Origin of the sequence: Pseudomonas sp. SORT22, assembly GCF_018417635.1 — a bacterium.
Classification (GTDB): Bacteria; Pseudomonadota; Gammaproteobacteria; order Pseudomonadales; family Pseudomonadaceae; genus Aquipseudomonas.
Genome location: NZ_CP071007.1, coordinates 5,163,672 through 5,176,361 on the forward strand (window position 1 = coordinate 5,163,672; position 12,690 = coordinate 5,176,361).

Sequence of the window (12,690 nt, forward strand, 5' to 3'; positions counted from 1 at the left end):
TTTGCTTCCAGCTAGTGGATAAAAGACAGCCTTTCGAGTCTAGCGATACTGGCAGGAAAGGCCAGCCCCCACGTTGGTCTAGAGCCCTCCAGCGTGGTTGAACAAATCTCGTTATGCGCCCTTGCGCGGGCCTTGGCAAGTGCTGAGCTATAGTCAGGAAGAACCCCGGAGTGCCTGAACATGAGCGACCACCTAGAACGTCGACGTTTCAAACGCATTGCCTTCGACGCCCCCACCGAACTGGTGCAAGGCGAACACCGTTGGCAGGTCAGCCTGCTGGACATCTCCCTCAAGGGCATATTGATCGAATACCCCGAACCCTGGGACGCCGACCTCGAAGAGCTGTTCGATGCGGTGATTCACCTGGGTGAAGGCGCGCAGGTCGAGATGCAGGTGCAACTGCGCCATATCGATGAACAGCAGCTCGGCTTTATCTGCCTGCACATCGACCTGCCTTCGCTGGAGCATCTGTGCCGCCTGATCGAGCTTAATCTGGCCGATCGCACCGAACTGGAGCGCGAGTTCCACCAACTGATCGAAGTTTAGAAACTCTTAGCTTCCTACCTACCTTCCCCCAAATACCTTTCTTGTCCGTTTGGACAGCTTTATAGCCAGCCCCACGGTGCCCGCACGAGGCCCTGTGGCGCTGGCCTGTGGCTCTTGGAACAGAATCTGCATCCAGCCCTGAAGCCAAACCATGGGTAGGACTGTTCCTACGCAAATCTAAAAATTGTATACAATTGTTCTGGCATTACCGTGTAGGACTTGTCTACAGTAGCGCCACAACAATAAAACTGAGAACTTGCCCCATGAATACGTCCTCCCCTAGCACGTCTTCAGCCCAGCGTCCCGAAGACGAGAACCTGGGCCTTGGCGCCAACCTGGCTTATGGCCTGCAGCATGTTCTGACCATGTACGGCGGTATCGTCGCCGTGCCGTTGATCCTCGGCCAGGCGGCCGGCCTGGGCCCTGCCGACATCGGCCTGCTGATCGCCGCCTCGCTGTTTGCCGGTGGCCTCGCCACCCTGCTGCAAACCCTCGGCCTGCCGTGGTTCGGTTGCCAGCTGCCGCTGGTGCAGGGCGTGTCGTTCGCCGGTGTAGCAACCATGGGCGCAATTCTCAGCAGTGAAGGTGGCGGTGGCTTGCCCGGGGTACTGGGCGCGGTCATGGCGGCGTCGCTGATCGGTTTTCTGATTACCCCGGTGTTCTCGCGGATCACCAAGTTCTTCCCGCCGCTGGTGACCGGCATCGTCATCACCACCATCGGTCTGACCCTGATGCCAGTAGCCGCGCGCTGGGTCATGGGCGGCAACAGCAAGGCCCCGGATTTCGGCAGCATGGCCAACATCGGCCTGGCCGGGCTGACTTTTGTCATCGTCCTGGTGCTGAGCAAGCTGGGCAGCGCGACCATCTCGCGGCTGTCAATCCTCCTGGCCATGGTCATCGGTACCCTGATTGCCTGGTCGCTGGGCATGGCTGACTTCAGCAAGGTCCTCGACGGCCCGCTGGTGGCGATGCCGACGCCGTTCCACTTCGGCATGCCGACCTTCCACATCGCCGCCATCCTGTCGATGTGCATCGTGATCATGGTGACCCTGGTGGAAACCTCGGCGGACATCCTCGCAGTCGGTGAAATCATCGACACCAAGGTCGACTCCAAACGCCTGGGCAACGGCCTGCGCGCCGACATGGCCTCGAGCATCCTGGCGCCGATCTTCGGCTCCTTCACCCAGAGCGCCTTCGCCCAGAACGTCGGCCTGGTGGCCGTGACCGGGGTCAAGAGCCGCTACGTGGTGGCCACCGGCGGGGTGATCCTGGTAGTGCTCGGCCTGCTGCCGATCATGGGCCGGGTGATTGCCGCGGTGCCGACCTCGGTACTCGGTGGCGCCGGCATCGTGCTGTTCGGCACCGTTGCCGCCAGCGGTATCCGCACCCTGTCCAAGGTCAGCTACAAGAACAACGTCAACCTGATCATCGTCGCCGCCTCCCTGGGCTTTGGCATGATCCCGATCGCTGCGCCGAACTTCTACGCGCAGTTCCCCAACTGGTTCGAGACCATCTTCCACTCCGGCATCAGCTCGGCAGCGATCATGGCGATCGTCCTCAACCTGGTGTTCAACCACTTCACCACCGGCAACTCCGACCAGCAGTCGGTGTTCGCTGCCGCTTACGAACGCACCATCCACTACTCGGACATCTCCGCCCTGCGCGATGGTGACTACTTCGAAGATGGCAAGCTGTTCAACGCCGAGGGCATAGAAGTGCCGGTGATGAGCGAGGGCGAGCATGGAGAACCGCCGGCGCGACGAGAGACGGTTTCGGAACACTGAATGAGTTAGCGGTTGAATCTTCGGGGCCGGTGCATATGCACCGGCCTTTTTGTTTCAGCGCGAAGCAAAGTAGCCATTCAATTGCTGCAAATCCTGCGGCTCCAGCACCCCGGCCAGATAACGTAACTGCAGCCAGGCGCGCAGGTAGTCGTAGCGCGCCTGGGCCAGGTCGCGGCGGGCGCTGTAGAGCTGCTGCTCGGCATCGAGCACGTCGAGGTTGACCCGCTCACCGCCGGCCACGCTTCTGCGCGTAGCGCTAATCAAACCGCGGGCGGATTTGACTGCCAGTTCATAGGCACGGATCTTCGCCGTGCTGCTGGCGCAGAGATTGAATTGCTTGCGCAGCTGGTTGACGGTATCGGCGATCTGCCCGTCGAGGCTGAAACGCGCACTGTCACGCTCGGCAGCTGCCTGGCGGGTCGCGGCCGACACCCCGCCGCCGGCGAACAGCGGCAGGCTGATCTGGATGCCGATGCTGTCGGTGTCATAGCGCTGGTCGTAGCTGCTTTCCGAGCTTGAGCTGGATTTGCCGCTGCTGGCGTAGGCGCTCAACGTTGGCAGGTGACCGGCGCGCTGGCGCTCGACGGCGTAGTCGGCGGCAACCAGGGCGTGTCGTTGGGAGGCCAGCTCGGCGTTGTGGGCAACCGCCAGGTCGCGCCAGCTTTCAAAACCCAGGGGCTGCAAAGGTTGAACGCGAAATTCGCCACTCAAGGGCGCCAGGTCGGCGACTTCCAGCGGTTCGCCGATGATCGCCTGCAGGCTCCGCAAGGCCGCATCGAGATTGTCGCTGGCTTCGATTTCCTGGGCCTGGGCCAGCTCGTAACGGGCCTGGGTTTCCAGCAGGTCGGTGCGGGTGCCCTCGCCGCCCTTGAGCAGGCGCCGGTTCAATTGCAGTTGCTCGGCATAAGCGCGCCGCTGGGCCTGGGCCAGGGCGATCTGTTCGTTGGCGAACAGTGCTTCGCTGTAGGCGGCGAACACCCGCACCGCCAGTTCCTGGCTGCGGCTGCGAAAGCGCTCGTCGGCCAACAGCGCCTTGGCCACGCCCTGGCGGTACTCGGCCCAGGCGCCATAGTCGAACAGCGGCTGTTGCAAGGTCAGGGTCGAGGAATAGCTGCGGTAATCACGCTGGCTGGTGACGTTGCCGCGGGCGTTGGTCTGGGTCACTTCGGAGTCGTTGCGGGCATTGTTGTAGCGGTAGGACAGGTTCGGCAGCAGCGCCGCGCGGCCAATGGCGCGGCTCTCAAGGCCGGCATCGCGTTCGGCGATGGCGGCATGGAAGACCGGATCGTTACGCACCGCCAGGGCATAGGCATCGCCCAGGTCGACGGCGGCGGCCGAAAGGCTGGCACCCAGCAACAGCAGGCAGCACATCGCACGCATCGACATCATTCCTCCGCCAGGGCGACATGCACCCGGTCGGTCAACGGCTTGAACAGATAATTGAGCATCGAGCGCTCGCCGGTACGCACGAAGGCTTGCACCGGCATGCCGGGGCGAATGTCCTGGCCGGCCAGTTGCTGCAAGCCGGCATCGCTGACCTTGGCGCGCACCTGGTAGTAAGGTTGCTGGGTTTGCTCATCGACCAGGCGATCGGCCGAGACCAGGGTCAGTTCGCCATCGACCCGCGGAGTTTTGCTCTGGTTGAAGGCGACGAACATGATCTCTACCGGCAGGCCCGGATGCAGGCGATCGACCAGCTCCACCGGGGCGCGAGCATCGATCAGCAAGGGCGCGTCCATCGGGACGATCTCCATCAGTTGCTGACCACGGGCAATCACCCCGCCATTGGTGAACACGCTCAGGCCCACCACCGTGCCGCTGGCCGGGGCGCGCAGCTGGGTGTTGGCCAGTTCGAAGGCGGCGCTGCGCAGGCGGTTGCCGAGGTCTTCAGCACTGGACTGCATGTCGCTCAACTGCTGGCCGACTTCGCGCTGGTATTCCTGCTGACGTTGGGCCATGCGCAGTTTCAGCTCCAGGACCTGGCGGCGGCTGCGGCCGATATTGCCCAGGTCTTCGGAAATCGCGCCGTTGATCTGCGCGTACAGGCGTTCGCTGTCGAGCAGGCGGTTGCGCGGGATATAGCCGTCACGGGCCAGTTCGCGCAGGCCCTGCAATTGCTCGGCAAGCGCGGCGCGCTGTTCCTGCTTGTGGCTCATCGAGCCCTGCACGCCAGCCAGCATGGCCTCGGCGCCGGCGATGTTTTCGCGCAGGCCGGCCAGTTCCATGTCCAGCGACTGGCGTCGGCTGCTGCGCAACTGGCGTTGCAGTTCCAGGGCGGTGGCGACCCATGGCTCGCTGACCAGTGCCTGCAACTCGGCCGGGAAAGTGATGCTTTCCAAGCCGTCACGCTCAGCTTGCAGGCGCGCCTCGCTGGCCCGGGCGTTGACGTATTGCACCCGCAACGAATCATGCTGGGCCTGGGCCTGGGTGGCGTCCATCTGCACCAGCACCTGGCCGGCGCTGACGCTGTCGCCATCGTGCACCAGCAGGCGTTCGATAGTGCCGCCGGTGGGATGCTGCACCGCCTGGCGGCTGCCGGCGACCACCACGTTGCCCGACACCGGCACGCCCTTGTCCAGCGGCGCCAGGGCTGCCCAGAGGATGAAACCGCCAAAGCCGCCGATCACCAGCCAGCGGCCCAGGCGGCTGTGACGACGGGCATCGAGGCTCAGCAGGTTGTCGGGAATGGCTTGAGCGTGAAGCGACTGAGGGGCGGTCATGATCAGGATCTCGGGGTGCCATAGCTCATGCTGACGCTGGCCGCGCTGCGCAGCGCCGGAGTCGGAGCAGGCGTGGGAATGCCGGCTGGTTTGTGGCTGCGCTGCAAATCCTGCAGCACCCGCGCGGTCGGGCCGAAGGCCTGCATCTGGCCGTTCTGCAGCACCAGCAGCTTGTCTACTGCGGCCAGCAGGCTGGATTTGTGGGTAATCAGGATCAGCGTGCGCTGTTGCGCCTTGACCTGGCGGATCGCCTCGAGCAAGGCGCGTTCGCCGAAGTCATCGAGGTTGGAGTTGGGTTCATCGAGCACGATCAGTGCGGGTAGACCGTATAGCGCCCGGGCCAGGCCGATGCGCTGGCGCTGGCCACCGGAGAGCCCCGCCCCGCCTTCACCAAGCTGGGTGTCATAGCCATTGGGCAGTTTCAGGATCAGCTCCTGGACACCGGCCAGTTGCGCAGCAGCCACCACCTGGTGCGAATCGACTTCACCCAAGCGGGCGATGTTCTCGGCAATGCTGCCGGCGAACAACTGCACGTCCTGGGGCAGGTAACCGATGTGCGCGCCGAGCAGGCCCTTGTCCCATTGCTGTAGCTCGGCGCCATCCAGACGCACCTTGCCGGCAGCCGGAGTCGCCGCGCCAACCAGCAAGCGCGCCAGGGTCGACTTGCCCGAGCCCGACGCACCAATGATGCCCAGGCTGTCGCCGGCCGCCAGTTCGAAGCCGAGGTTGGCCAGGCACGGCTTGCGCGTGCCCGGCTGCAGGGCGCTGAGTTGCTCCACCAGCAAGCGCCCGCTGGGTGCCGGCAACGGCATGCCGAGTGCACGCGGCGGTTGCTCGCTGAGCAAGCTGTGCAAGCGCTCATAGGCCTGGCGGGCCGAACCCCACTGGCGCCACACGGCAATCAATTGGTCGATTGGCGCCAGCACCCGGGCCATAAGGATGGAGCCGGCGATCATCATCCCCGGGGTAATCAGTTGCTCGATCGCCAGCCACGCGCCCAGGCCCAGCACCAGCGATTGCAGGGTCAGGCGCAGGCTCTTGGACACCGCAGTCACCGCCGCCGTGCGCTCGCTGCCCAGGTTCTGGCGCAGGAGAAAACCATGGTGCAAGCTGGCCCAGCGCTGGCGCACCGCCGCCAGCATGCCCATGGCTTCCATCACTTCGGCATTGCGCAGGTTGGCGCCAGCCTGTTGCCCGGCCTGCTGCGCCAACTGCCCGGCTTCGGCGAACGGCGCCTGAGTCAGGCGCTCGTTGACCCAGGCGAGGATAGTCAGCAGCACGGCGCCCACCAGCGCCATCAAGCCCAGCCACGGGCTGAACAGGAACATCACCAGCAAGTAAACCGGGAACCACGGTGCATCGAAAAAGGCGAACAGCGCCTGGCCGGTGGCGAACTGGCGCAAGGTGGTCAGGTCGCTCAGCACCTGGTTCGCTGCACCCTTGTGGCCGGCCAGACTGGCTTGGTAAGCGGCCTCGAACACCCGCGGGTTCAAGCGCATGTCCATTTGCGTGCCAAGGCGGATCACCACCAGGCTGCGTACCCATTCCAGCAGGCCCATGAAGGCGAACAAGCCCAGCACCATCAGGCTGAGCATCAGCAGGGTCATCTCGTTGCCCGAGGACAGCACCCGGTCGTAGACCTGCAGCATGTACAGCGCCGGCGCCAGCATCAGCAGGTTGATCACCGCAGTGAACAGGCCGATGTTGGCAAAGCCGGCGCGGCAGGCCTTGAGCGCCTGCAACACTTCGTTGGCAGGGCGGGAGCGGGTGGCTTTCATGAACGTCCTCGACAGGGCAAGCCTGCGGGCGATTGACCTCGCCGGCGCAGGCTCGCAGAATTCGCACCACCGCCACCTGGGCCCGGCAAAGACGCAGGCGGCGGGGTAAGCAAGCAGCGAATGGAGGAGTGATCTTCCATTCGCTTTTTTTTTGCCCGGGGTCAGGCGGCCAGGGCGAAGTCTTCAGCCAGGGCCTGGACACCCACGACATCGGCCGAGGCCACGCTCAGCGGGCCGGCAGCCAACGCAGCACTGACCACGTCGAAGCTGTCGTCGGTAGACACGCCGTAGCCGGCCAGCAGGTTGTCCAGCACGCCTTCCAGGGCCGAGGTGTTGCCCTGCATCAAGCCGTAGATCACGCTCTGTACTTCGTTGCCGGCACGACCGGCGCCCAGCGCGGCGTCCAGGTCCAGGCCGTTGAAGCTGACCACGTAGTTGCTCAGAGTGAAGTCGCTACCGCTACCGCCGCCCAGCACCTGGCCCAGGGAAACGTTGTCCAGTTCGCCCCACAGGTAGTGGTTGAGGTTGTCACCGGCTGGCAGGCCGCGGTCGAACACATAGTGCAGACCATTGGCAGTGTTGCTGTCGGCGATGAATGCGTAGTCGGAGCCCTGGCTACCATGGGTAGCGTACTGGTCGCCGCTCAGGCTGCCGTTGCTGAAGCCGCCGGTATTGCTTTGTCCATGACCTGCAGTGACGAAGCCCGAAGTCCAGAACGCCAGGTAGTCATCGATCGACGAGCTGGAGAAGGCGGCATCGTAAGTAACGGAAAGAGTCATAACGGTTCCTCGTTGCATTGCATGATTGCGAAGGCGTATTCCCTGCCTTCGTGTCGCCCGACATGGGCAAACCCGGTGTGGATCAGAATTTGTATTCGAGCATCCCGCTCAAGGTCCGGCCGCGGGCCAGCGACAGGTTGTCGGTGTCGCCCATGGCCACGAAGTAGGCTTCGTCGGTGGCGTTCTCCAGCGACAGCGCGAGGTTCAGGCTCGGCGTCATCCAGTAGCTGGCGTACAGGTCGTAGACCTTGTATTTGGGCCACTGCGCCTGGTCGATCAGGCGGTAGCCGTGGTCGTTGAGGTTCTCACCATTGCCCTTGCTGTAACGCAGGCGGGCGCCGACATCGAGGGTGCGGTCCAGAAAGCGCATGCCGACCGTCAGCGAGCCGCGATCTGCCGGCATGTAGCTGGCGTTGCCCATGATGTGACCGCAGCTGACTGTCTGATCGAGGTCGGCAGCGTCCTCGGCCCGCGAAACGCGCACTGGCAACATGATCACGCGGCTGCCGACCCGCACCGGGCGCAGCACCGTCCCGGCGCTGACCAGGCGCTGCCCTCCCCCCATGTACAACTGCTTGGAGCAGAAATCGTTGCTGCCAATCATGTGGGTATAACTGAGCTGGCTGTAGTAACGCCCGGCGTCGTAGTCGAGGCTGTATTCGACCCCGCGAAAACGCGTCTGCTCCAGGTTGTTCTGATAGGCCGAGCGCCCGAGTGAAGTCCCCAGTGCAGAGGCGCCGGGCACATCGGCGTTGACATCCATGAACGAGAAATTGTCGATGCGGGTGTCGAAATAGGCGACCTTGGCGCCAAAGCGATCACCTTCCTGCAGCAGCGACTCCTTGAACAGGTTCACCCCCAGTTCCCAGTTGTGCGACTCCTCGGGCTTGAGGAAGGGGTTGGGATAGAGCATCTCGCTACCGCCACCATGGGGACGGCCGCTCATGAATACTTCAGTCACTGACGGCGGACGCCAGCCACGTCCCCAGCGGGTGTAGACCTGCATCCAGTCGACACCGGGCTTCAGCGCAATGCCGAAGGTGGGCGAGAAACGGCCCTGCTCGTGTTCTTCGTCAAAGATCAGGTGAGTCTGCACGCGCTGAAGGTTTTCACCCGTGACACCCCTTGGGTACATCCAGGTGGTGATGCCGGTTTCGCCGGTGAGGCGGTAACGGTCGTAGCGCAATCCGGCATCGACCGTCAGCCAGTCGCCATGCTCGTACTGCACATCGCCGAACAGGCTGGCCATGATGCGCTTGCCTTCAGGCGTGGCCCCCTGAACGTAAGGCAAAGCCTGTTCGTTGAGTGCCGGGACCCGATCGGTTTTCGGTTTGAAGCGATCCTGGAAGAGTTCGGTGCCGTAGTTAAAGGTGAGCTTGTCGGCGTCCCCCAAATAGAAGCGCGAAGTATTTTCCAGTTGCAGGCCCCAGGTATCGGTCTGAAAACGATCGTCATACGCCTCGACGCGGTTGTTGCTGCTGGCCGAGGCGTCATTACCGGCGTTCCAGCGATCCTGGCGGGTCGAAACGAAATACAGCTTGGCCTTCAGATCGACCAGGTCGTTGTCCGGGCTGTAGCTGTAGTCGAGCGAGGCGTTGCGGGCGTTGAAATCACTGCTGCCGGTGCGCTTGTAATAGAACTGCCGAGTCTGATTGTCGTAATAGGTCCAGGCGTCTTTGCTGTCCGTGTCGGTTTCCATGTAGTTGAGCTGCAGGCGCTGGTCGTTGGGCAGGTTCAGGCCCAGCTTGAGCAGTTGCGAGCGCGTGACGCTACCGGTCTCGCCGACCTCGGAGTGCAGCCAGTCCTTCCAGGCTTCGGGGTAGCTGGTCTTGCCGCGGATCTGGGTGCCGAGGTTGTCAGCGTTGTTGGTGCCGGCGCGGTAATCACCGAAGTGCCGCTCACTGACGCCCAGCAGTACATCGCCTAGCTCATTGCCGAAGGCAAACAATGCGCTGCCATTGAAGTTTGTGCCATTGCCCAGCTCACCGATGCCGTTGCCGGCGCGCAGGCGGCCACCGTACTCCTTGTCGGGGCCGAGAAAATCACGGGCCTGGACCGTGTTGAAGCTGGCAATACCGCCAATAACACCAGCACCGCCCATGCCCGCCTGGGTACCTTTTTCGATCTCGATGGAGCTGATGAACTCCGGGTCGATGAACATCACCCCGTTGCGCTGCTGATGGCCGTTGACGTTGAAGTTCTGGCGCATGCCGTCGATGTTCATGTTGACCCGGCCATAGTCCTGCACGCCGCGAATGTTCACCGACAGCCCCGGATCGCGCTGGTTGACCGCGGTGTAGACGCCGGCGGTTTCTTCGAGCATGTCAGCGGCGTGGCGCGGTGGGCGCTTGTCGATCTGCTCGCGGGTGATGACGCTGACCGAACGCGGCGTCTGGTAGACCCAGTCGGCATCGCTGTTGGAGTCGACATGGGTGGTACCCAGCTCGAGGGTCTGGCCATCATCACTGACCCGCTCCAGGCCGACCCGGTCAGTGCCGCTGAAGCGATAGCGCACGGGCGAACCGCGCAACAACAGGCCAAGCCCTTGCTGAGCCGAGTGCTCGCCGCGCAAACCCTCACTGCGCAGGCCAGCCAGTTTGCGGCTGTCGAAAAACACCTGGACCCCAGCCTGTTCGGCGAAGGCCAGCACGGCGCTGTCCAGCGCCTGGGCGGGAATGTCAAAGCGGATCAGGGCAGTAGTTTGGCTCGGGTGAGCGGGCTCGGCGGCCTGCACGCTACCGATCCCCATCGGCAAGGTCCAGGCCGCCAGCATCAGGCTGCTGGCAAGGGCTACCCGACCGAACGGCCGGGTGCGTCGTTGTTGTTGATTGCTCACGTCTGTTGCTCGCTGTGTTGGCGTTTTCTAGTAATGAAAATCAATCTCAACAAACAGACGTGCAACGCGGGAAAAGTCAGTAACGAAAATTCAAAAGAATTTCAGGGTGCTTGTTTCAGACGCCGCAGGTGAGCGCCGACAGCCCTTGTTGGCGGGCCTTGTCGCTGGTTTCGATGATCGATGCGGTGACCGCGACCTCATCACCACTGGCCGACATGTCACCGTCTTCGGCCACGCGGTAGCCCAGTTGGCGAAACAGCGAACGCACCTGCTCGGGCGGCGCATCGAAGTAGATCCCGTGCCATTCATAGCCGATGAACACCGCTGTGACCTTGATGCCGTGGAAGGGCAGATCGACCGGGTAGCTCACCTCCTCTTCCTGCGCCTCGGCAGACAACGCCTGACGTTTGGCGATGGCCTTGTCGTAGTACGGCTCAAGCTTTGCGCCGAACTCGCACGTAGCGGGATCGAATTGCACCAGGTCGTCGGCCGCCAGCACGTGAGTGCTGGACACTCCGAGCAGCAAGGCGCCACAGATGGATGAAGCAACACACGCGAGAAAACCACTGGCCATATCCCTGCCTTGAGATCGTTGTCAAAACGCCAGTTTCGTAGAAAACAGCGCGACCGACAATCGCCGGCGCAGCGATCAATAGATCAGCGTCAGCCCGGGCAGGTCGAGGCGGCTGGCCTTGAGCTCTTCAGTCAGCATGGCCAGCGCGGCATCGAGGTTATCCAGGCGAAACATGCCGCTGACCTCACGCCGGGCCAGGGCCTTGTCAGTGATCAGCACATGGCCGTCACGGTAGCGATTGAGCTGTGCGGCCACCTCGGCCAGCGGTTCGCGCTCGAACACCAGCACGCCGCGCTGCCAGGCGCTGGCGCGACGCACGTCCTGCTCAGGCCATGGGCGAATGCCATGGGCGGCGTCGTAGCGCAGGCTTTGGCCTTCCTTGAGCACCTGCTCGGAACTGCCCGCGTGCGGGCTGGCCTGCAAGGTCACGGCAACACTGTGTTCGAGCATGCCGACCCAGGTGCCGCCGTCAGGCTCGGGGCCCACCACGAAACGCGTGCCCAGGGCGCGACTGCTGCCCCCTGCCCGCTCGACCACAAAGGGCCGTTGTTCAGCGCCAGAAACCGCTGCAACGGTGAACACTGCTTCACCGGCCAACAGGCGCACGCGGCGCTCGCTGTCGTTATAAGCCAGCTCGATGCCACTCTGGCTGTCGAGGTCGACCTGGCTGCCATCGGGCAGCGTCACCTGGCGAACCTCACCCTTGGCCGTGGCGTAGTCGGCGCGCAATGCCAGCGCCAAGTTCGGCGCCTGCTCCACGCCCACTACCGCCAGCACCAGCAGCGCCGCCGTACTCAGCGCCCAGCGCAGGCGTGAACGGCGCCGACGCCCGGCCAGTGGCCGAGCCAGCGCCGGGGCTGCCATTGGCGCGGACTGGTGCATGCGCCCAAGACGGCCGAGATCAGCCCAGGTCGCCTGGGCAAAATCCAGCGCCTGGGCATGGCGCGGATCACAGGCCAGCCAGCGCGCCAGCGCCTGCGTCTGTTCGGGGTTCAACGGGCCGGCGCAGCGCAGCACCGCCCACTCGGCGGCCTGCTCGCGAATGGCTTGCTCTGGCGAGTTCTGGCTGGTCACACGGTTCTCTCGAATTCTGGTTATGTGAGTGCTGACGTCTGAAGGCGCATTTCCCAGTAAACCGTTCGTCATCCTGGTTCCTGCAGACACTGCATCACATAGGCCAGGGCCTTGGCCAGATGCTTCTGTACCGAGCTGTCGGAAATATCCAGCGCCCGCGCCACCTCGGCGTGGGTCATGCCCTCAAGGCGGTTCAGACGAAACACTTCCTGGGTGCGTGGCGGCAAGTCGGCCAGGGCCCGGCGCAGGCGGCGCATGTGCTGCTCGGTGGCGGCGTTTTCGTCCAGGCCCGGGCTGTCTTCGACGATGGTTTCCAGTGCTTCGTGGGGCACCGAATCGGTCTTTCGCCGTTGCTGCTGGCGCACATGATCGATCATCAGGTTGTGCGCGGTGCGATACAGGTAGGCCGGGGTGTTGTCGATTCGTTCGCGGCCCTGTTGCTCGGCCAGGCGCAGGAAACTTTCCTGCACCAGGTCGGCAGCCAGCTGCGGGTCACGCACCTTGCGCGTCAGCAACCCCTGCAAGGTTTTCGCGTGCTTGAGGAACAGCCGCTTCAAGTCGGACTCCGCCACGCGAACTCCCTGTGGATGGCCGGAAAG

The 12,690-nt window shown here is 63.6% G+C and carries 10 protein-coding genes; 2 read left to right on the forward strand and 8 right to left on the reverse strand.

Annotated features, from left to right (window positions below; translation table 11 throughout):
• Window positions 1-180 precede the first annotated feature (180 nt).
• Window positions 181-546, forward strand: coding sequence for a PilZ domain-containing protein (locus JYG36_RS23740; protein WP_093387872.1), 366 nt, complete (start codon window positions 181-183; stop codon window positions 544-546).
• A 263-nt stretch (window positions 547-809) separates the two neighbouring features.
• Window positions 810-2,330, forward strand: coding sequence for a nucleobase:cation symporter-2 family protein (locus JYG36_RS23745; RefSeq protein WP_045195912.1), 1,521 nt, complete (start codon window positions 810-812; stop codon window positions 2,328-2,330).
• Between the two features lie 54 nt (window positions 2,331-2,384).
• On the opposite strand, the gene JYG36_RS23750 is transcribed toward JYG36_RS23745, so the two are convergent.
• The 8 genes from JYG36_RS23750 to JYG36_RS23785 all read right to left on the reverse strand — a co-directional run bounded on the left by JYG36_RS23750 (window position 2,385) and on the right by JYG36_RS23785 (window position 12,663).
• Window positions 2,385-3,710 (reverse strand): TolC family outer membrane protein, encoded by a 1,326-nt coding sequence (locus JYG36_RS23750; protein WP_045196572.1) that lies wholly within the window; start codon window positions 3,708-3,710, stop codon window positions 2,385-2,387.
• Window positions 3,711-3,715: 5 nt separating this feature from the next.
• A complete protein-coding gene (locus JYG36_RS23755; protein WP_093387869.1) occupies window positions 3,716-5,050 on the reverse strand; it encodes an HlyD family type I secretion periplasmic adaptor subunit in 1,335 nt (444 codons plus the stop codon).
• A 2-nt stretch (window positions 5,051-5,052) separates the two neighbouring features.
• Window positions 5,053-6,828 carry a type I secretion system permease/ATPase gene (locus JYG36_RS23760; protein WP_213602481.1) on the reverse strand — a complete coding sequence of 592 codons (1,776 nt, stop codon included), beginning with the start codon at window positions 6,826-6,828 and terminating at the stop codon, window positions 5,053-5,055.
• A gap of 161 nt (window positions 6,829-6,989) precedes the next feature.
• Entirely contained in the window at window positions 6,990-7,607 is a 618-nt protein-coding gene (locus JYG36_RS23765; protein ID WP_045195906.1) for a heme acquisition protein HasA, read from the reverse strand.
• Between the two features lie 82 nt (window positions 7,608-7,689).
• Window positions 7,690-10,380, reverse strand: a complete 2,691-nt coding sequence (locus tag JYG36_RS23770) for a TonB-dependent receptor (protein ID WP_213604486.1) — start codon at window positions 10,378-10,380, stop codon at window positions 7,690-7,692.
• A 178-nt stretch (window positions 10,381-10,558) separates the two neighbouring features.
• Window positions 10,559-11,017, reverse strand: coding sequence for a hypothetical protein (locus tag JYG36_RS23775; protein ID WP_213602484.1), 459 nt, complete (start codon window positions 11,015-11,017; stop codon window positions 10,559-10,561).
• A 75-nt stretch (window positions 11,018-11,092) separates the two neighbouring features.
• Window positions 11,093-12,091, reverse strand: a complete 999-nt coding sequence (locus tag JYG36_RS23780; protein WP_249744379.1) for a FecR family protein — start codon at window positions 12,089-12,091, stop codon at window positions 11,093-11,095.
• Window positions 12,092-12,159: 68 nt separating this feature from the next.
• Window positions 12,160-12,663 (reverse strand): RNA polymerase sigma factor, encoded by a 504-nt coding sequence (locus JYG36_RS23785; protein WP_045195901.1) that lies wholly within the window; start codon window positions 12,661-12,663, stop codon window positions 12,160-12,162.
• Between the last annotated feature and the right edge of the window lie 27 nt (window positions 12,664-12,690).

Excerpts from the sequence above, each read along its gene's own strand:
- JYG36_RS23740 (WP_093387872.1), top strand. The coding sequence starts at position 181 with ATGAGCGACCACCTAGAACGTCGACGTTTCAAACGCATTGCCTTCGAC.
- JYG36_RS23745 (WP_045195912.1), top strand. The coding sequence starts at position 810 with ATGAATACGTCCTCCCCTAGCACGTCTTCAGCCCAGCGTCCCGAAGAC.
- JYG36_RS23750 (WP_045196572.1), bottom strand. The coding sequence starts at position 3,710 with ATGCGTGCGATGTGCTGCCTGCTGTTGCTGGGTGCCAGCCTTTCGGCC.
- JYG36_RS23755 (WP_093387869.1), bottom strand. The coding sequence starts at position 5,050 with ATGACCGCCCCTCAGTCGCTTCACGCTCAAGCCATTCCCGACAACCTG.
- JYG36_RS23760 (WP_213602481.1), bottom strand. The coding sequence starts at position 6,828 with ATGAAAGCCACCCGCTCCCGCCCTGCCAACGAAGTGTTGCAGGCGCTC.
- JYG36_RS23765 (WP_045195906.1), bottom strand. The coding sequence starts at position 7,607 with ATGACTCTTTCCGTTACTTACGATGCCGCCTTCTCCAGCTCGTCGATC.
- JYG36_RS23770 (WP_213604486.1), bottom strand. The coding sequence starts at position 10,380 with ATGCTGGCGGCCTGGACCTTGCCGATGGGGATCGGTAGCGTGCAGGCC.
- JYG36_RS23775 (WP_213602484.1), bottom strand. The coding sequence starts at position 11,017 with ATGGCCAGTGGTTTTCTCGCGTGTGTTGCTTCATCCATCTGTGGCGCC.